Source organism: Nocardia sp. NPDC055165 (assembly GCF_053606985.1).
Genome location: NZ_JBSGSS010000001.1, coordinates 457527 through 477505, shown reverse-complemented (window position 1 = coordinate 477505; position 19979 = coordinate 457527). Strand labels below are relative to the sequence as shown.

The 19979-nt window shown below is 66.4% G+C and carries 16 protein-coding genes and 2 pseudogenes; 9 read left to right on the top strand and 9 right to left on the bottom strand.

The window, feature by feature from the left end; genetic code table 11:
* Positions 1-3: 3 nt before the first annotated feature.
* From ACWFRF_RS02360 to ACWFRF_RS02330, 7 genes and pseudogenes are all read right to left on the bottom strand, one after another.
* Positions 4-1224: a CoA transferase gene (locus ACWFRF_RS02360; protein ID WP_452448576.1), complete on the bottom strand. Its 1221-nt coding sequence runs from the start codon at positions 1222-1224 to the stop codon at positions 4-6.
* Entirely contained in the window at positions 1224-2804 is a 1581-nt protein-coding gene (locus tag ACWFRF_RS02355) for an AMP-binding protein (protein WP_452448832.1), read from the bottom strand. Before ACWFRF_RS02355 ends, ACWFRF_RS02360 begins: the two co-directional genes overlap by 1 nt.
* A 333-nt stretch (positions 2805-3137) precedes the next feature.
* A pseudogene (locus tag ACWFRF_RS02350) lies at positions 3138-3983 on the bottom strand (AMP-binding protein); the annotation flags it as partial.
* A 118-nt stretch (positions 3984-4101) separates the two neighbouring features.
* Complete coding sequence (locus ACWFRF_RS02345) at positions 4102-5052, bottom strand: alpha/beta hydrolase (protein ID WP_452448575.1); 951 nt, start codon at positions 5050-5052, stop codon at positions 4102-4104.
* Between the two features lie 13 nt (positions 5053-5065).
* Positions 5066-5779 (bottom strand): TetR/AcrR family transcriptional regulator, encoded by a 714-nt coding sequence (locus tag ACWFRF_RS02340; protein ID WP_452448574.1) that lies wholly within the window; start codon positions 5777-5779, stop codon positions 5066-5068.
* Positions 5776-6582, bottom strand: a complete 807-nt coding sequence (locus ACWFRF_RS02335; protein WP_452448573.1) for an enoyl-CoA hydratase/isomerase family protein — start codon at positions 6580-6582, stop codon at positions 5776-5778. The genes ACWFRF_RS02340 and ACWFRF_RS02335 overlap by 4 nt, the downstream gene beginning before the upstream one ends.
* Positions 6583-6586: 4 nt before the next feature.
* Positions 6587-7786, bottom strand: a complete 1200-nt coding sequence (locus ACWFRF_RS02330) for a CaiB/BaiF CoA transferase family protein (RefSeq protein ID WP_452448572.1) — start codon at positions 7784-7786, stop codon at positions 6587-6589.
* A 268-nt stretch (positions 7787-8054) separates the two neighbouring features.
* On the opposite strand from ACWFRF_RS02330, the gene ACWFRF_RS02325 reads away from it, so the two are divergent.
* On the top strand, positions 8055-8966 hold the full coding sequence (locus ACWFRF_RS02325) for a TIGR03619 family F420-dependent LLM class oxidoreductase (protein WP_452448571.1): 912 nt from the start codon (positions 8055-8057) through the stop codon (positions 8964-8966).
* A gap of 21 nt (positions 8967-8987) precedes the next feature.
* Here the strand turns inward: ACWFRF_RS02325 and ACWFRF_RS02320 are convergent, their stop codons facing one another.
* Complete coding sequence (locus ACWFRF_RS02320) at positions 8988-9626, bottom strand: TetR/AcrR family transcriptional regulator (RefSeq protein ID WP_452448570.1); 639 nt, start codon at positions 9624-9626, stop codon at positions 8988-8990.
* A 203-nt stretch (positions 9627-9829) separates the two neighbouring features.
* Here ACWFRF_RS02320 and ACWFRF_RS02315 point away from each other — a divergent pair, with 203 nt between their 5' ends.
* From ACWFRF_RS02315 to ACWFRF_RS02280, 8 genes are all read left to right on the top strand, one after another.
* Entirely contained in the window at positions 9830-11956 is a 2127-nt protein-coding gene (locus ACWFRF_RS02315) for an ABC transporter permease (protein ID WP_452448569.1), read from the top strand.
* Positions 11957-12084: 128 nt separating this feature from the next.
* Positions 12085-12954, top strand: coding sequence for an alpha/beta fold hydrolase (locus ACWFRF_RS02310; RefSeq protein WP_452448568.1), 870 nt, complete (start codon positions 12085-12087; stop codon positions 12952-12954).
* Positions 12951-13958 carry a VOC family protein gene (locus tag ACWFRF_RS02305; protein ID WP_452448567.1) on the top strand — a complete coding sequence of 336 codons (1008 nt, stop codon included), beginning with the start codon at positions 12951-12953 and terminating at the stop codon, positions 13956-13958. The genes ACWFRF_RS02310 and ACWFRF_RS02305 overlap by 4 nt, the downstream gene beginning before the upstream one ends.
* Positions 13958-15745 (top strand): bifunctional 3-(3-hydroxy-phenyl)propionate/3-hydroxycinnamic acid hydroxylase MhpA, encoded by a 1788-nt coding sequence (gene mhpA / locus ACWFRF_RS02300; protein WP_452448566.1) that lies wholly within the window; start codon positions 13958-13960, stop codon positions 15743-15745. Before ACWFRF_RS02305 ends, mhpA begins: the two co-directional genes overlap by 1 nt.
* Positions 15742-16545 carry a 2-keto-4-pentenoate hydratase gene (locus ACWFRF_RS02295; RefSeq protein ID WP_452448565.1) on the top strand — a complete coding sequence of 268 codons (804 nt, stop codon included), beginning with the start codon at positions 15742-15744 and terminating at the stop codon, positions 16543-16545. Before mhpA ends, ACWFRF_RS02295 begins: the two co-directional genes overlap by 4 nt.
* Positions 16542-17483 (top strand): acetaldehyde dehydrogenase (acetylating), encoded by a 942-nt coding sequence (locus tag ACWFRF_RS02290; RefSeq protein ID WP_452448564.1) that lies wholly within the window; start codon positions 16542-16544, stop codon positions 17481-17483. Before ACWFRF_RS02295 ends, ACWFRF_RS02290 begins: the two co-directional genes overlap by 4 nt.
* Positions 17480-18490, top strand: a complete 1011-nt coding sequence (gene dmpG, locus ACWFRF_RS02285) for a 4-hydroxy-2-oxovalerate aldolase (protein WP_452448563.1) — start codon at positions 17480-17482, stop codon at positions 18488-18490. Before ACWFRF_RS02290 ends, dmpG begins: the two co-directional genes overlap by 4 nt.
* A 40-nt stretch (positions 18491-18530) precedes the next feature.
* The gene (locus tag ACWFRF_RS02280) at positions 18531-19658 is read left to right on the top strand and encodes an amidohydrolase family protein (RefSeq protein ID WP_452448562.1); all 1128 of its coding nucleotides are present in this window, start codon (positions 18531-18533) and stop codon (positions 19656-19658) included.
* Between the two features lie 2 nt (positions 19659-19660).
* Here the strand turns inward: ACWFRF_RS02280 and ACWFRF_RS02275 are convergent.
* Positions 19661-19806, bottom strand: a pseudogene (locus tag ACWFRF_RS02275) (NAD-dependent epimerase/dehydratase family protein); the annotation flags it as partial.
* Between the last annotated feature and the right edge of the window lie 173 nt (positions 19807-19979).

Here is a 19979-nt window from a genome sequence, read left to right as displayed (position 1 = left end):
TCGCTACGCGATGACCGCCGCCGACCGCAGCTCCGAGACCACGCCGCTGGAGAGACCGAGGAGCTCACCCAAGACCTGGTCGGTATGGTCGCCCAGACGCGGTGCGGGACGTGCGGCCGTGTGCGCGCCGTTCACCGACGCGGGCGCGCCAGGTGCGTGATAGATGCCGATCCCGGGCTGGTCCAGCGACGTGAACAGTGGATTGGCGGTGACGCGGGGCTCGCTGACCACCTCGCCGAAGGTGCGGTAGCGCTCCCAGAGGATCGGGGTCTGCCCGAGCGCCGCCGTGATCTCGTCGCTTGTGCGTTCACGAAACCACGGTGTGAACAGGCCGGTCAGGACATCGCGATGGTGGTAGCGGGTGCCCTCGTCAGAGAAATCGGCCTCGAGTGCCGCAGCCAGGGCATCGACGGCCTTGCGGGTCTCGGTGAGTTCGGTGAGGGCGTGAAAGTGCCTGGGCGTCAGGGCGACCACCATGAACGCACTGCCGTCGGCGCCGGTGAAATGCTGGCCGTACTGGCCGAAGATGGCGTTACCGAGGCGCGGTCTCGGCGTCGCGCACAGCATCGCTTCGGTGAGGAAACCGAGATTGCCCGCCGTGGCCAGCGCGACGTCCTCGAGTGGCAGGATGATCCGGCTGCCCTGCCCCGTCGCGTCGCGGTGGCGTACGGCCGCGGTGATCGCCAGTGCCGCGTACATGCCACAGAGCAGATCCCACGCGGGCAGGACCTGATTGATCGGTCCCGAGTAATCGGATGGACCGGTCACCAGCGGGAATCCCGTGGTGGCGTTGACGGTGTAGTCCACTGCGCTGGATCCGTCGGCGCGACCGAGAATTTCGAGCCGGATCAGATCGGGGCGCCGGGCAGCGAGAACGTCGTGGTCGAGCCAATCGCGCCCGGCGGTGTTCGTGAGCAGGATGCCGCCCTCAGGTCCGCCCTCGGTGATGAGGCGGGTGACAAGTTGTTGCCCGGCGGGGGAGCGCAGATCGGCTGCCACCGACCGTTTGCCCTTGTTGAGCCCGGTCCAGTAGATGCTGGCGCCGTCGTCGGTGAGTGGCCAACGGTGGTAGTCGGCCGCGCCACCGATCGGATCGACACGGATGACGTCGGCGCCGAGCTGGCCCAAGGTCATCCCGGCCAGCGGCGCGGCGACGAAACTCGAGATCTCGACCACCCGTACGCCGGCGAGCGGTTGGGCCGCGGTCTGTTCGTTTGCGTTCATCAGGCGGCCCCGACCGCGGGTGCGTCGGGCAGGAGGGCGCGCAGGCCGACGAGGTCCGCCTTGCCGGTAGCTCCGCGCGGCACGCTGTCGGGAGAGTCCAGCAATGCCCACGCTGTCGGTACCTTGAACGCGCTCAACGATTCCCGGACCTCGGCGCGCAGCGACTCGGGTGTAGTGGTCGCGGTGTTGCACACCACGACCGCCCCGACTCGAACTCCGTGGGGGCCGGGCGTATCGGTGACATACGCCTCGATCACCCCGTCGACTGCGCGCAGCGCCTGCTCGACCTCACTGGGATACACGGTCGCCCCGCTGACCTTGAACATGTCATCGGCGCGCCCGTGATAGAAGAGAAATCCCTCGGCGTCGAGATGGCCGAGATCGCCGGTGGGATAGAACCCATCGGTGGTGAAGAGATCGTCGCGGTTGCGCCTGCACATGCCGCGCAGCGCGTGCGGTCCGCGGATCTCGATGACGCCGGTGGCTCCTACCGGAACGGGTCTGCCGTCATCGGGATCGGTGATCCTGACCTCCGTTCCGGGGAACGGTCGGCCACAGCTGCCCCACGCGGACGGTGGCATGTCGATGTTCGCCGGATATCCGCAGTACGGGCCGAACGATTCCGTCATCCCGAACAGATTGGCGCGCGCACCGGGCCGGGCTCGCATCTCCGGCGGCAACAGCGCCTCGAGGCTGCCCGACCGGAGTGTGGGAATCGAGACGCCGAGTTCTTCGGCCCTGCGGGCCAACGCTTTCGCCTGATCCGGCCAACCACGGAACAGGGTCACCCGCTCGCGCCGCAGGAGTTCCAGGGTGGTGTCGGGCTGCGGGATGTCTTCGGTGATCAGTGTGGCACCGGCGAGTAGGGCGGAAAGGATCCCCCCGCCGAAGCCCCCGACCCAGAAGAACGGCATCGGCAGGTACAGCCGGGTCTCGGCGTCGATGCGTCGCGAGGGCAGTCCGGCCCGCACCGCGCCGAAGGCGCTGCCATGGGAATGCACGACGCCCTTGGGCATGCCGCGGCTGCCAGAGGTGAACAGAATGGCCAGCGGATCGCTTGCGGTGACGGTCTCGGTGAGAGCGTCGGCGATGCGGGCCGCGGGTGCGCCGGCCGTCCCGGCGCGGAGACGATCCACGGTCCAGATCTGCTGTAGCGCGGGCAGTGCCGGATCTCGCAGGGATTCCTCGGCAGACGGGGCGGAGGGCAGGTCGTCGAGATACCGGCGGCCGCGGAACTCCTGCACCGTGACCAGCAATTGCACGGATGCCACTCGCAGTTGTGCGCGGAGTTCCGGTGGACGCAGCAGAGTGCTCAGCGGCACGAGTACGGCGCCGATTCGGGTCAGTGCCACAGCGACCTGAATCCAGTCGACGCCGTTGGGCAACAGGACCCCTACTCGCGTGCCCTTGCAGACGCCGGCATCGACGAATACGGCCGCCAGTTCTCGGGTGGTCGCGTCGAGCTCGGCATAGGTGAGCCGGGCGGTCGGTTCGATCACCGCGTGTTTGTCGGCGTACCGGGTGGCATTGGCGCGAATCAGCCGGTCCATCGTCTCAGTGGGGCCGGTTGCTTGCCCCAAGGTCTCGCGGGTCGCGTCGTCGTGCCCGATGATGTGGATGGAGCTGCCATCGATGCATGCGAGTTCGCCGGTGTGGAACCATCCTTCGGCGTCGAAACACTGTTCGCGACCGCGGCCTTGATAGCCGTGGATGACATACGGGCCGCGAAGGCACAGCTCGCCGATCGCGCCCGGATCGACGGCCGCACCCGTCACCTGCTCGACGATCTTCGTCTCGAAACCAGGAGCCGGGATACCCTCGCCGATTCGGTGAGATGTCGTGTCGCCGGGCCGGGTGTCGGCGGGGGGGTGGGCAAGGTGGACTACGTCGGATGCGAAAGTGCAGGATATGGTCGGCGTTTCGGTAGTCGGCAGCTCGACAGTCGAGCCGCGATCGGTGCTGTTCGAGCACAGCAGGGTGGATCCGGCGGCCAGGGTTGCGAGCAGCCCGTAGCCAAGGCCCGCGGTCGAGGTCAGCGGTGCATCGCAGGACAGGATGTCCTGGTCGGTCAAACCGCGGATCTCGTTGAGGGCCTGCTGGTTTCCCAGCATGGAGGCATGCGTGTGTATGGCACCGAGCATTGTGCCCGTGGAACCAGGGGAGTACATGACCGCCAGCGGATCGGATTCGTGGACGTCGTCCTCGAGCGCATGGAGGTGTTCCTCGTCGGTCCTGATCGCGAGTGCGTCGATATCGAGTACGTAGGGCCGCGGCGTGTGGTGACCGCCGATCGCGAGGTAGCGCAGTTGGGGTAGGGCCGTGTTGTAGTACCTGCCCCTGTCATCGAATTCGGGGTTGCCCAGCGCTTCGGTCAGCTGTTGGGCGAGGGTGTCGTCAGGTGTGGCGCCGAGCAGAATCTGAACATCGCTGTGCACCAGTCTCGCTCGCAGTTCGCGCGCGTCGGCTTGCTGCGAGAGCGGTACCGAGATCGCCCCGATGCGGGCGGCGGCGAGAAAGCCGACGACGAACTGCGCGCCGGTGGGGTAGAGCAGGCCGATACGGGTGCCCTTTCCTGCGCCCACCGCGACGAGGCCGCGCGCGAGTCGTGCCGAACGCCGCTCGGCATCGCCGTAGGTCAGCTGTTCATCGTCGCAGACCAGCAGATTTCTCGCTGGATGGGCGTGTGCGGCACGACGTAGTTCCGTCGCGAGGGTAGGAGAGGCGAGGACGATCGGCTCTCGGTAGTCGATATTGCTCATCAGCTGCCCCAATCCTTACTCCGGCGCTTATGTGGTATCGCTTACGGTAAGTATTACCGTTGCACATTCAGGATATCAAGGAGCAGTCCTCGGATCTGGTGCGGGGCCGAGGTTGCTGCTAGCTCGGGGTGCTGGCGTTGAACGCCTCATCGAGTGCCGTCAGCTGCGCACGACGGAACGCGCGCGCGACCGGCGTCCAGCTCTCGATCAGGTCGAAGCCGTGATAGGCGCCGTGCACCAATTGCAGGGTGCACGGAACGCCTGCCTGTCGCAGCCGCGTGGCGTAGGCGAGGTCCTCGTCGTAGAAGAGGTCGTTGGTTCCCACCCCGATCCACGCCGGGGCAAGTCCGCTGAGATCCTCACACCGGGCCGGTGCTGCCAGAGACGGAATCGGGCCGCCGACGGCAGGCCCGAGATAGGCCTGCCAGCCGAGTCGATTGCTGTGCTCGTTCCACATCCGCAACCGCCGGTCGATGCTGGTACGTGCCGCCGTGCGGTCGTCGAGCATCGGATAGGACAGCACTTGGAGTACCGGTCGTACTCGTGGGCTCCAGGTGCACAGCTGCGCTAACGCCGCAACCAATCCGCCGCCGGCGCTCTCGCCGACGATCGCCAGGCGTTGCGGATCGACGTCCGGCTGCGCGGCCAGCCAGCACAGCGCCGCGTGGCAGTCCTCGAGCGGCGTCGGAAATGGGTGCTCGGGTGAGAGTCGGTACTCGACCGAGGCGGCGACAGCGCCGATTTCGCGGGCGACGCGTCGGCAGAACCGGTCGCCCATCGCGGCGTTGCCGATGACGTATCCGCCGCCGTGCACGTACAAGACCCCAGGTGCTCGTCGTTGCTCGTGCTCGGGCCGGAATATCCGCACCGAAACGTTGGTATCGACATGCTCCACCGAGCCGAACGCCGGTGGGCGCCGACCGGCACGGTCGGTCAGCTTCCGGACAAGGCCGACCGATCGCGGTCCGACAACGGTGCGCGGCAGGAACCCCGCCAGGCGCAGGTCGGGGTGGAAATCGGGTGTTGCGCGGACGGCGGCCTTCCTGCGAGACGACCTGAACTGCTTCATTTTCTGGTTACGCCTAGCTCTTTCGTGCGTCTATGGCCCGCTTGGCGTAGTCGAGGATCGACTGCAGGCCCCATTCGAAGTTCCGATCGTCCGGCGCGCCGGACCGTCGTCCGGCGGCCATGGCCGCGGCCAACAGGGGAGTGGTGCTCGGCTCGATGCGGATGACGTCGTAGTACGCGGCGGCCTGACTGCCCAATTCTTGGTTCTTGTCGTGGAGCCGTTGCAGTACCACCGAACCCTGGACGTGCAGGTTGACCGCCGAGTAGACAGTGAACGCATCGTCGACCGACAACCCGGCGCGCACGAGGCTGGCCACGGTTCGCTCGACTTGCTCGGCCCCCAGCCTAGCTGCGTGCTGACTCAGTGCCGAACGGATCAGGACCAGATCGCACAGAATCGGATTGCCGAGGAACGCGCGCCGCATGATGTGTGCGTGGCGCGAGAGCGACTCGCGCCAATCGTGCGCCTCGACCGCGGGGAAGGGGACCGCGTAGATGTATCGGCGCAGCGCGCGGTCGGTCATGGCGTTGAGCAGGTCGTCCTTCTTACGGAAGTACCAGTAGATGCTCGTCACCCCGACGTCGAGATGCCTGCCGAGTAACGGCATGCTGAGGCCGTCGACAGAGACCTGCTCGGCGAGCTCGAACGCGCCGTCGATGATGTCCTCGGGATTGAGCGATCCTCGTTCGCGCCGCCGCCGTTGATCGCCGAGCTGCCGGCCGGTCATAGTGCGGCGGTCGGATCGGCGGTGGCCGCATACCTCGGCTCGCGCTTCTCCGCGTAGGCGGCGAAAGCTTCGATGACATCGGCACCGGTGAGATTGACACCCGCCGCTGCCGCCTCGGCGTCGAGAGCCTCGCCCAGTGTGCGGTCGGTTCCGGCATTGAGAAGGTCCTTGGTCTGCCGCAGCGCGGTGGGTGGTCCCGCTGCGAGCCTTCGCGCCAGATCGTCGGCGAATTCGTCGATCGTCTCGTCCGGCTGTACCCAGGTGACCAGGCCGAGCTCGCGAGCCTGTTCGCTGTCGATCATCTCTGCCAACAAGGCCAGTCGTTTGGCCTGTTGGAGGCCGACGAGCCTGGGCAGCAACCACGAACCGCCGCAGTCGACCGACAGCGCCCGGCGCGCGAAGATCTGGCAGAACCGTGCCTGGGTATTCGCGACGACGAGATCACAGGCCAGCGCGAGATTCCAGCCTGCGCCGACCGCGACGCCGCGCACCTTGGCCAGGGTCGGCACGGGCAGTTCGTGCAGCATTCGCACAGTGTCGTTGATGGTGTGCAATTCACGGGTCGGATCGGGGAACTCGTCCATGCCCTCGGTCGCGGCGATATCGGCGCCCGCGCAGAATGCTTCCCCCGCTCCCGTCAGTACCACGGCGCGGACATCGCGGTCGTTGGCGATGTCGTGCAGTGCCGCGCGCAGGGCGTGCCACAGCGGTGTGCTGATCGCGTTCTTGCGGTGCGGGCGGTTGAGGGTCAGCGTGCGCACGCCGTCGGTGTGGTCGATGAGAAGTACGGGCTCGTTCGTCACGAGGTCATCCTTTCGTCGCCGCCGCGGCGGACGGGAGGGGGTTGGTGGAGCCGATCGCGCCTCGTCGACGAAGCTCGGCAATGTCGGACTGGTCGAAACCTGCTGTGGCCAACACTGATTCGGTGTGCTCACCGAGTCCGGGCACCGCGCCCATCGGTGGTTCGAAGCCCGCGATCACCGGAGGCGGCAACAGTGCGGTCACCGGTCCCGCCGGAGTACCGATGTCGCGCCAACGTCCACGTGCCCGCAGGTGTGGGTGCGCGATCACTTCGCTGGGAGTGCGGTACCGGGAGTTCCCGATAGCGGCCGCGTCGGCCCGCGCCTGGACGGTGTCGACGTCGTGGCGCGCGCACCACAACGCGATCTCCTGATCCAATTCCGCCCGCAGCCGGACCCGATCCGCGTTGCTCGCGTAGCGGGGGTCGGCGGCGAGGTCGGGCCGGTCGAGCAGATCGCCGGCCAGGCGTTGCCATTCCCGGTCGTTCGTGGTGCCGAGCACCACCGTTTCGCCATCCGCTGTCCGGTAGGCGCCGTAGGGCGCGACCGCCGGAGAACTCATCCCCAGCGGTTGCTGGTCGATGCCGGTGTGGCGGGTATAGGTGAGCTGGTAGCCCATCAGTTCGACGGCGGTGTCGAAGAGGCTGACCGATGCCGTGGTGAATTGATCACCGGGCTGATCGAGTGCGGGGGCGGGGTGCACGCCAGACCGCTTGCCGCAGATCATGGCGAGAATCGTCAGGGCGGCGTACAGGCCGGACCCGACATCGGCGATCGGTGGGCCGGGTTTGGCAGGCGCACCGGGGGATCCGGTCACCGCGCACACCCCTGACTCGGCCTGAATCAACAGGTCGTAGGCGCGTTTGTGCGACAGCGGCCCACCCTGACCGTATCCGTCGATCTCCATCACGATGAGGTCGGGATGGCGGATCGCGAGGTGCTCGGGCGAAATGCCGAGTGCGGCAGTCGCTCCCGGCGCGAGGTTCGAGACGAATACGTCCGCGGACTCGAGCAGCCGGTGGAGCACCGCCTGGCCATCCGGATTCTTGAGGTCGAGTGCGACCGATTCCTTGCCTCGGTTGGCCCAGACGAAGTGCGCGGCCATCCCGTGTACCGCGGTGTCGTAGTGACGCGCGAAATCGCCGCCCCGAGGATTCTCGATCTTGATCACTCGCGCGCCGAAGTCGGCGAGCGTCCGCGTACACATGGGCGCTGAGACTGCTTGCTCGAGCGCCACGACGGTGATCCCGGCGAGGGGTCCCGTGCGTGTCGGGCCCGGAGGTTGGTCCGCGGCTTCCGACTCGTCCTGAACAGGGATGTGCACAGCTCACCTCATCGGCATCGTCGAACCACACGGCTCTGATGGAGAAAATTGTACTGTAACCTATACAGTATGGATTCCTAACAGGCTACTTCCGCGCTGTGATGGTGATCGGCGGCGGAGTGCACACCGATCTCGACAAGGAATCTGCGCAATGAAGTACGTCCTCGAATATCCCAGCGAGTTGCCTGCGGCCTCCGACGTTTTCCTCGAACCGGGGGTGATCCGAGACATCGTCAGCGAGGCGGAGGACGCGGGTTTCGACGCGGTGGCGCTCAGCGAGCATCCGGCGCCGTCGCTGAAATGGCGTCGCAACGGTGGACACAACACGCTCGACCCGATCGCCGCGCTGAGCTACATGGCCGGTGTCACCGCGCGCATTCGGCTACTCACCAATCTGTATGTGCTGCCCTTCCGCAGTCCCTACCTCGCCGCGAAGGCGCTCGGCAGCGTGGACATCGTGTCGGGCGGCCGATTGATCGCCGGTGTCGGTGCGGGGTATCTGCGCGCCGAGTTCGCCGCGTTGGGTGTCGACCACGACCGGCGTGGCGCATTGCTCGACGAGGCGCTCGACGCGGTTCGGCGCATCTGGACCGACCCTGAAACCCCGGTCTCCGGAGCAGATTTCGGTGCCCCTGGGCCGCTGTGGCTGCAAGCCCCCGTACAACGTCCGCATCCGCCGATCTGGATCGGCGGCAACGGTGCGCCCGCCCGCCGCCGAGTCGTCCGACACGGCAGTGGCTGGATGCCCATCATCGCCGACGCGAATATGGCCGCGGCGATGCGCACGAGTGCGATCGAGAACCCGGATGCGTTCGGTGCGGGTGTCGATCAACTACGCCGGGGGCTGGCGCAGGCCGATCGCGACCCCGACACCGTCGATGTTCAAGTCGTCTGTCCGCACTTGGATTTCACCGACCCTGCCACGGTGAGGGCGGCGCGGGAGTTCCTCGACGACCTCGAAAAACGAGGTGCGACATGGGCTGTGGTCCACGTCGACGGGTCGAGCCCGGCGGCCGCTACCGAGTTCGTCAAGACCTTTGGTGAGGTCGTGATCGCGGCCTGAACTCGGCGGTGCCCGCGTGCGCTATGGGACGCCGATATCGGGATTCGTGACCGGCGCGCTGAGCATGCCCGCGCACGCGTCGGTCAGGAAGTATCCGAGTGCGTTCCATTGCGGCGACTCGCCACCGGCGTCTATCCGAGCCTCGTAGTCGGCGCAGACATCGACGATCATGCGCCCGAGGACTACCTGTCGTGCACGCAGGACATCGGCCGGAATCGGGGGCAGCAGCGTGGACATCCGCTCGACGAGTTCTTTGGTGAGTGGATCGGACCCGACGATGTCGAAACCTATCTCCGAAGCCGACGCTGTTACGCGCAGGTACTGCAGGAAGCGTGCCAGCCGACTGGGCGCGGGTAGCGCGGCCAGATGTTGCGTCATGGGCAGGATGAGACACCGAAGGTAGTCGTCGACACTCGCGTCGTCGGTCAAGCCTTCGGCCAGGTCCGCTCGAATGCGGCGGATGGGCTCGGAGTGGCGTTGCAGCGTCGCGCGGATCAATTCCTCGCGCCCACCGAAGTGGTAGGTGACTGCCGAGTGGTTCGACTGACCGGCGTGTTCAGCGATGCGGCGGTTGGATATCGAGTCGATTCCATGGGTCGCGAACAGCTCTTCGGCGGCGTCCAGCAGCGCCTCTCGGGCCCGGTCACCGTGTCTTCCCATGCTTGCCTCCCTCGCGCGTTCGCGCCGCCGCAGGGCGCTGCGACAAGTATCACAGGCTCCCGGGCCGTCAATTTTAAGTCACTTGGCGTAAATTTGAACAGACGCGCCGCTCATCGGCGAGCGCATTCGCGTCGACGTCCCGCTCGGTGATCGCCGGGGACACATTGCGCCTCATCCTGCTGCGAGTCCGAAGGAGAACATCGGTGACGACAAATCCAGTCTCGAGTGAGGACGCCACGGCAAGTCCGCCCGCAGTCGACAATGAGGACGCGCCGGCCGGCCCGGGCGCAGTCGACGACGTCGCGTTGTCGGCTGAGGACAGGAAGGAACGGATCGGCCGCATCGTCGGGATGTTCCTGTTCCCGTTCTTGATGGTCTCGATGATGATCACCGGGTACCTGGGCGCCATGCACGCGCCGACGCCCCACGACATGCCGATCGCGGTCGCAGGCCCGGTGGTCGACGCCCAGCGCTTCGCCGAATCGCTGGAATCCGGCAGTCCCGGCGCCGTCGAAGTCCGTGTTGTCGGCACCGACGCCGACGCCCGGCAGTTGATGCTCGACCGTGAGGTGTCGGCCGCGGTGTCCCTCCCGGAAACGGGCAAGAACGCGGTTCTCTATACCGCGGGCGGCGCAGGCGCGTCGCAAGCTTCCATGGCCGCGGGGCTGGTGGCTCCGTCGATGATCGAGCAGGGGTTTGTGGTGACCTCGCACGACCTCGCGCCGCTGCCTGTTCACGACGGTGCCGGACTGTCGGCGATGTTCATGATGAACGCTCTGTTGCTGGCCGGTTATATGCCGTTGAGCTTGTTGCTGTCGACCTCCCCCCACCTTCTCCGTCTGCGGACGTTCCTTCCGTTGCTGGCCGGCTGGTCCGCGCTGGCGTCGGTACTGGTGTGGTTCATCGCCGGACCGATCATGGGCGCGGTCGAGGGACATGCCATCGGGATCGTGGGGATCGGATTCCTCACGGTCTTCGCAGTCGGCATGGTGCAGCTGTTCTTCACCCGCATTTTCGGTCCGTTCGCGGTGCTGGTCGGCATGCTGTTCGTGATGGTGCTGGGCGTTCCCGCGTCGAATATGGGCATGTCGGTGCACGCGCTCCCCGCGTTGTATCCGGTGTTGCACACCTTCCTTCCCGGTCCGGCCGCCGGCGAAGCCCTGCGCTCGATTCTGTACTTCGGCGGCGCTGGAATCGGTAGCCACCTGATCGTGTTGGCGGTGGGGGCGGTCGCCGCGCTGCTGGCGACGGTGGTGGTCGATGTGGTGAAGCGTCGCCGCGATCCGGACAGCGCGCTTCCGGCGCCGACCCTGGTGTCGTTGACCGGCGGTGGGCGGGCCCGCAAACCGGTTCTCTACACCACGGTGGCACTGTTTCCGCTGGCGATGATCACCCTGATGATGTCGGCGATGCTCGGTGCGATGAACGAGCCCGCGCCCAAAGACATGCCCGTCGCCGTTGCCGCGGGCTCGCCCGAGCACACCGATCGGGCGATCACCGGACTGCAGCAGAGCATGAGCGGCCTACTGGATCTTCGTGCGGTCGCCGATGGCGACGAAGCCCGTCGGCTCGTGCAGGATCGTTCCGTTGTGGCTGCCTACCTGCTGCCGACCGCGGATGCCCCGCACGCCACGCTGATCACCAACGAAGCTGCCGGAGTGAGTCAGCAACAGGTCGCCGAACAGGTGTTCACACGGGTAGCGGCGGGTCAGCAGATACCCCTGGTCGTCGAGAATGTCACGTCCTTGAGCAGTGACGACACCATGGGAACAGTGACGCTGTACGTGGCCATGGGATGGATCATGGCCGGGTTCATGATCATCGTGGTCGCGGCCAATGCCTTCCCGCCGGCGATGCGGATCAGGAATCTGCTGCCGATCGTGGCGGGGTGGTCTGTCGCCATGGCGGTGGTCCTCTGGGTGATCGCCGATCCGCTCGTCGGCGCGGTCGACGGGCACTTCTGGCCGCTGGTGGGTATCGGTTGCCTGGCGATATTCAGTACCGCGATGTTCACCACCGTGTTCGTCCGGCTGATCGGCCTGTTCGCCGTGGTACCCGTGATCGGGGTGCTGATGTTCCTCGGGATACCGGCCTCGGGCGGCGCGATGTCCATCTACATGGAGCCGTTGGTGTTCCGGATATTGCACGGCATCCTGCCGATGCCCGCGGCGGTCGAGTCGGTGCGGTCGGTCTTGTACTTCGGTGCCGACACCGTCGGCGACCATCTGGCCGTATTCGCGATCTGGGGTGTGATCTCGCTGCTGGCCGTCGTAGCGATCGATCGGTTCAGGCCGTCGACGCACTCCGATGTCGAGGTTTCACCCCAGTAGTCACAGCTGATGAAATGATCAATTTGTGACCGGCGAAGGCCGTCAGTTGGTGATCATTTCATCAGTTAAGTCTTGACAAGGGTGTTGGTCATACTTGATGCTTTCATCATTAACTGATGGAGGCAGCCTTGACCAGCACGCACGACGGAGTCGAGACCGGGCGCACGGTCCGGGTCGGCGACCGCGACATCTTCTTCACCGAAGCCGGTTCCGGGCCGGTCGTCGTCCTGCTCCACGGGGGTGGACCCGGTGCTTCCGGACTGTCGAACTACTCCCGGAACGTGGAGATCCTGGCTCGGCAGTTCCGGGTGATCGTGCCGGATATGCCGGGATACGGGCGGTCGACGAAGCGGATCGACGGCTCCGACCCCTTCGGTGATCTGGCATCGGCCGTCGCCGGACTGCTGACCGCGCTCGACATTCCGCGGGCCCATCTGATCGGCAACTCCTACGGCGGTGCGGCCGCGCTGCGGCTGGCCATGGACCAGCCCGACATGGTGGATCGGCTGATCCTGATGGGCCCCGGCGGCATCGGCACAACCCGCGGCCTACCCACCCGGGGCCTGCGATCCCTGCTGTCGTACTACACCGGCGGCGGACCGAGCCGCGACAAGCTCGCCACCTTCGTGCGTGACTATCTGGTCTACGACGCGAGTGCGATCACCGAGGACCTGATCGACCGCCGCTATCAGGCCAGTCTCGATCCCGAGGTGATCGAGAACCCGCCCCTGCGTCGACCTTCCGGGCCGTCGGCTCCACGGACGTTGTGGCGGATGGACTTGACTCGCGATGCCCGCCTGTCCCGAGTCGAGCACCCCACGCTGGTCGTTTGGGGGACACAGGACAAGGTCAACCGGCCCTCTGGCGGACGCATGCTCGCTGATCGGATGCCGAACTGCGATCTGTTCCTGGCCGCGCGCACCGGGCATTGGGTGCAATGGGAGCGCGCGGCACTGTTCAACAGGATCGCCATCGCGTTCCTGGAGAAGTCGTCATGACCGGCACCGGCGGCTCCGTGTTCGGCGCGGTTCATCTCGGCTATCTGGTCGTGGAATCCCAGCGGCTGACCGCTTGGCGGCGCTTCGGCGCACAGGCGATCGGATTACACGTCGACCAGCTCGACGATCTGTTGCGCTTTCGGCTCGACGACCACGCCTGCCGTTTCCTGATCCAACCCGGCGCCGCCGAGGACGTCACCGCGATCGGCTGGCAGATCGACGATCATGAAACCTTCGACCGCATCCTGGCCCGGCTCACCGACCGCGGCGTGCCGATCGAGGAGGGCACGGCTGAGCAGGCGGCGCTGCGCGGGGTGACGCGACTGTGGCGCTTCCCAGGGCCCAAGGGGATCGCGACCGAGATCTTCACCACCGCGCTCACCACCGCCGAACCGCTGCAGATGCTCAACTCCGCTTGGGTGACCGGCGAGGCGGGCATGGGCCACGTCGCGATCGTCTCGCGCGAACCGGAGGCGATGCGTGCCTACTACCGGACGCTGTTCGACGCGCGCCTCACCGACTACATCGACGAGAACATTTCCGGACTGACGATGAAGATCCGGTTTCTCCGCGTCAACGAACGCCATCACTCGATCGCGGTCGCCAACATTCGCGGCATCAGAATCGACCCGATCCGCACGCGTGTTCAGCACGTCAACATCCAGGCCGGCACCCTCGACGACATGCTCGGATCCTTCGGGCGCGTCACCGAATCGGGGTTCCGGATGGCGTGGTCGGTCGGCCAGCACACCAACGATCGCGAACTGTCGTTCTACTGCGTCACACCGTCCGGGTTCGAACTCGAGGTGGGCTGGAACCCGGTCGTCCTCGGACCCGAAACGGAAGCGACCTGGGAACCGAGCACCTACCAGGGCATCAGCATCTGGGGTCACAACCCGGTCGGGGAAACCGTGCTGGACAAGCTCGCGCAGATCCGGCAGGCCGTCCGGACAGTGCGGACACCGGAGCTCACCGTCCCCCAACTCACCGAAAGCCCACGCTGATGACTGAATTCGACTACGAGGTCGTGATCGTCGGCCTCGGACCCACCGGCCTCACCCTCGCCAACCTGCTCGGTCGACGCGGTGTGGATGTCCTGGTCCTCGAGCGAGAGCCGCAGCACTACGGTTTGGCCCGCGCCGTCTACACCGACGACGAAGGAATGCGGGTCTTCCAAACAGCGGGCGTCGCCGACGAAGTGGCCGCCGACATGAACATCGACTCCACCGTGCAATGGGTGCGTGCCGACGGGCGTCTGCTCGCCCAGTTCCATCAGATCGGTCGGCCGTTGGGGTGGCCGGTGGTGAACTTCCTCTATCAGCCGTACCTCGAAACCACCCTCGAACAGGCGCTGCAGCAGTATCCACACGTCACCGTGCGTCGCGGGCGCGAAGTGCTGGGTGTCGACCAGGACACCGACGGCGTGGAGATCGAGCATGCCCACTGCGGCGGCACCGAATACGGCAAGCACGCACCCGACACCGATCGCACGAAGACCGAGCGAATCCGGGCCCGCTACGTGATCGGCTGCGACGGTGGGCGCAGCGTGATTCGTGCTCGCCTCGGCATCGAGATGACCGGAACGAAGTTTCCCGAGCGCTGGCTGGTCGTCGATCTGAAGGCACGCGCCGGGATCGATGCCTTCCGTCACCTGCCGTACTTCGACTTCGTGTGCGAGCCCGCACTGCCGATCGTGTCGTGCCCGCAACCGGACGGTCATCACCGATTCGAGTTCATGCTTCGCGATTCCCAGACCACCGAGGAAATGGAGGATTCCGCCACGGTACGGCGCCATATCGCGCGCTTCGTCGATCCCGACGAGGTCGTGGTCCTGCGCAAACTGGTCTACACGTTCAACGCCGTGATCGCCGACAGCTGGCGCGACGGACGGATCTTGCTCGCGGGCGACGCCGCGCACATGACCCCCCAGTTCATCGGCCAGGGTATGAACTCCGGTGTGCGCGACGCGGACAACCTGTCCTGGAAGCTCGCCGCCATCCTGAGGCACGGCGCCGACCCGTCGATCCTCGACAGCTACGAACGCGAACGCCGACCGCACGCGAAAGCGATGATCGACCTGTCGGTACTCAACAAGACCATCGTCTCGCTGGACAACCCGTTGCTGGCGGCCGCCCGTGACGTGGGGCTGACGACGGCACTTCGAATTCCCGGATTGAGTGGATGGATTCGTGGCGCGAAGATGAAGCCGCGACCGAGGTTCCGCCGTGGCGCGTACCTGGGGCTGCCACGGCCCCCGTTGTTCGGGGTTGCCGGCACGCTCGCTCCGCAACCGCAGGTGCGTAGCTATGACGGCCGGCCTCGTCGACTCGACGACGTCCTCGGGCTCGGCTTCGCGGTGCTGGGCAACGGTGCAGACCCTCGAATGTCGTTCAGCGCCGGGCAGTTGGCCTTGCTCGAGCACCTGGGCACTCGATTCGTCACCGTCTACCCGTTCGGCGGGCGCCCGCAAGGCTCTCCCGGGGACGGTCGTGGTGATGTGGTCGACATCGAGGATCACACCGGCGTCCTCACCCGATGGTTGCGCAAGGCCCGGATGAACCAAGGCGGCACGGTGCTCCTGCGCCCCGACCGATACGTCTTCGGCACCGCGTCGACCGCCGAAAGTGATGGCCTTGTCGACGAACTCGCTCGCCAACTGGGGCTCACAGTCCCGATTGCCGAGCACGATGTCAGCACCGGCGCGGGCACAGTCGACACAGATCCTGCGCCGCTGAGCACAAGCTCCACACCGACCACGACTACCGTGCCCGAAGACGAGGAGACCCGGTGACCTCCACGCACACCGAGATACTTGTGAGCCGTGCCGCCGCCCGTCTCGCGGAAGCCGCCGGCACGGGCATTCCGGTCCCCCCGGTGCGCGACCTCATCGGTCGCGACGATGTCGAACTCGCCTATGCGGTCCAGCGGCTCGGCACGACACGCAGGTTGGCATCCGGTGCACGGATCGTCGGTCGCAAGATCGGCCTCACCTCACCGGCGGTCCAACGGCAACTCGGAGTCGAGCGTCCGGATTTCGGAGTGCTGTTCGCTGATATGAATGCCGCAACGACGCCGTTCGCGCGCAGACCGCCGCTGCTGCAACCCAAGATCGAGGCGGAGCTCGCATTCGTGCTCGCGTCCGATCTCGATTGCGCCGACCTCGACATCGACACCGTCCGTGGCGCGGTCGGCTATCTGGTCGCAGCGCTCGAGATCGTCGACAGCCGCATCGTGAACTGGGACATCAGTTTCGGCGACACCGTGGCCGACAACGCTTCCAGCGGCTGGTTCGTCCTCGGCGACGAGCACAGGACTCTCGATGAGGTCGAACCTCGCGAGGTGACGATGCGGATGTCGATCGACAGCGTTCTGGTGTCGGAGGGCACCGGACAGGACTGCCTCGGCGACCCGTTGATGGCGCTGGCCTGGCTGGCCACAACGGCCAGGGAGGTCGGTGCGCCGCTGCGCGCCGGAGAAATCGTGTTGTCCGGTGCGCTCGGTCCGATGGTGCCGCTGCAACCGGGAACCCACGCACGCGCCGACCTGGGCGCGGCAGGCAGCGTCGAATTCTGTTGGGAGGTCCCGGCATGAGCCGAACCAAGGTCGCCGTGATCGGGTCCGGCAACATCGGCACCGATCTGATGATCAAAATCCTGCGTCTGTCCTCGTCGCTGGAGATGGCCGCGATGGTCGGTATCGACCCGGAATCCGACGGCCTGGCGCGCGCGACCCGGCTCGGAGTGCCCACCACCGCCGACGGAGTGCGCGGGTTGATCGCCCTGCCCGACTTCGAGGAGATCGACATCGTTTTCGATGCAACCTCCGCTCGCGCGCATGTGGCGAACGCTGCCGCGCTCGCACCGCACGCGAAGCGGTTGATCGACCTGACCCCGGCCGGCGTCGGACCGTTCGTCGTCCCCGCGGTCAACCTGGACGCGAACCTGGACGCGGGCAACGTCAACATGGTCACCTGCGGCGGGCAGGCCACCATCCCGATCGTCGCGGCGATCACTCGGGTGACCGCGGTGCCGTACGCCGAAATCGTCGCGTCCATCGCATCGAGATCGGCGGGACCGGGCACCCGCGCCAATATCGACGAATTCACCGAAACCACCAGCCGGGCCATCTGCGAGGTTGGCGGCGCCGACCGCGGGCGCGCGATCATTGTGCTCAACCCCGCCGAACCGCCACTGATCATGCGTGACACCGTGCTCGCACTGATCGACGATCCCGAAGCGCATGCCGCGGACGCGATCCGCGCGTCGGTACGTGCGATGGTCGACGACGTCGCCGCCTACGTGCCCGGCTATCGGCTCAAACAGGACATCCAGATCAGCCCGATCGACCACGGCACATCCGTGCGCACGCTGGTCGACGATCGCCGGGTCACCCACCAGGTGTCGGTGTTCCTCGAAGTCGAAGGCGCCGCACACTATCTGCCCGCCTACGCGGGCAACCTCGACATTATGACCTCCGCCGCGCTGCGCGTCGCCGAGCGCATCGCGCACTCCCGAAAGGTCCCGCGATGACCGAGGTGTTCCTCCAAGATGTGACACTGCGTGACGGCATGCACGCACTGCGCCACCGCATCACCCCCGAGCACGTCGCGACGATCGCTGCCGCGCTCGACGCCGCCGGGGTCGACGCGATCGAAGTCGCCCACGGCGACGGCCTCTCCGGTGGCAGTCTGACCTACGGCCCCGGCAGCAACACCGACTGGGAGTGGCTCGCCGCGGCCGCCGACGTGCTCACCGGTGCACGCCTGACGACATTGCTGTTGCCGGGCATCGGCACCGTCGACGATCTGCGTCGTGCCTACGACCTCGGAGTGCGCTCGGTGCGCGTTGCCACCCACTGCACCGAGGCCGATATCGCCGCCCAGCACATCGAATTCGCGCGCGAGTTAGGTATGGATGTTTCAGGGTTCCTGATGATGAGCCACCTCAATTCCCCTGCGGGTCTGGCCGGGCAAGCCCGGCAGATGCAGTCCTACGGCGCGCACTGCGTGTATGTCACCGACTCCGGTGGCCGACTCACCATGGACGGTGTGCGCGAACGTGTCCGCGCCTATCGCGATGTTCTCGACCCGACCACCGAGATCGGTATCCATGCCCACCAGAACCTTTCGCTGGCGGTGGCCAACAGCGTCGTCGCGGTGGAGCAGGGGGTCACTCGCGTCGACGCCTCACTGGCCGGTCTCGGTGCGGGGGCGGGGAATACGCCGTTGGAGGCGTTTGTCGCGGTCGCCGAACTCACCGGCTGGAAGCATCACGCGGACCTCGATGCGCTCACCGACGCCGCCGACGACCTGATCCGGCCCCTGATGGACCGGCCGGTACAGGTCGATCGGGAAACACTGACGCTCGGTTTCGCGGGCGTCTACTCCAGTTTCCTGCGCCACGCCGAGAAGGCCTCGGCCGCTTATGGAGTCGACGTGCGCACACTGCTCGTCGAGGCAGGCAAGCGCGGCTTGGTCGGCGGCCAGGAGGACATGCTCGTCGACATCGCTCTCGACGTGTGCGCACGCACCACGTGAGCGCACCACCCATCGTTCACCTCATGAAAGTGAGCCTCGATTGACCACCTCCGCTTCCGCCGCGACCGGGCCCAGCCGCCGCCGTATCCTCGGCAGTGCTGCTGTGGGCGCCGCCGCGGTACTCGCCACTCGCCTTCCTGCAGGGAACGCGACGCCCGCACGCCGGCAAGGTCCTCCCTCGGGCAACTACCGCATCGATCTGCACGCGCATTTTCTGCCGCCGGACTATCGCGCAGCCCTACTCGAGCACGGTCACAGCACCATCGGTGGCTATCCGACACCCACTTGGTCTCCCGAGGCGGCCATCGCCTTCATGGACTACTACGGCATTCAAGCCCAGGCGCTGTCGATCTCCGATCCGGGGGTGAGCTTCTTGCGCGGAAGGGAAGCCGACGACATGGCGCGCTACTGCAATGCCTACGCCGCTGACCTGTTCAAGAGCCACGCCGGTCGTTTCGGCGCGTTCGCGGTCCTTCCGATGCCGGATGTACTCGCCTCCGTCGCCGAGACGATCCACGCACTCGACACCCTGCACCTCGACGGCGTGGTGTTGCTGTCCGCCTACGACGGCATCTACCTCGGCGATCCGCGATTCGAACCACTCATGATCGCCCTCAACCAGCGCAAGGCGTTCGTCTTCGTGCACCCGGCAGCCATCCCCACAGACGCGAAACCCGAACTGCCCCTGCCGGATTTCCTCGCAGAATTCACCTTCGACACCACCCGCGCGGCCACCATGATGATGGTCACCGGCATGACCCAGCGCTACCCCGACATCCGCTTCCAACTCGCCCACGCAGGCGGTACTGTGCCGTTCCTGTCCCATCGGATCAGCGTCGCCTCGCAGACCGTCCTCGGCGACCTGTGGCCAGACGGCCTGCCCAGACCGTCCGTCCTGGACATGGAGAACCAGATCTCACGCTTCTATTACGACACGGCACTGAGCGGCTCCGCCGCCGCCATGGCCAGTGTCCTCGCCGTCACCAGCCCCGACCACATCGTCTTCGGCTCCGACTGGCCCTTCAGCGCAGCCACCCTGCCCCAGTCCGGATCCAACGACCCCGCACCGGGACTGAGCGACATCTTCGGCGCCGACCAGCGAATGGACGTCGAACACCACAACCCACTGCGGCAGCTACCGCGCCTCGCCGAGGCAGTCGGCGGGTGAACGTCGAGGACTTGATTGTTGGAGAAGCCGATACCGTTGCCCAGATTGTAAATTCGGTGCTCGGGCGGATGGCGGCAAGCGCTAGTAGATGCGCTTGCGCGAGGTCGGTGACGTGGATGTAGTCGCGGATGCAGGTGCCGTCGGGAGTGGTTCGCCACCCACGCATCGACCAGTTCAGCGAGTTCAGCTCTGCGCGTATCGATTCGAGCAGTGTTTGCGGGGTTGATATGGGCGGCAGCGGTGCAGGTGGGCGAAGGCTCGAGCCCAGCGTGCGATCAGGTGGTCACCGGGAAAGTGTCCGAATGCGCCACGGAAGGCGGA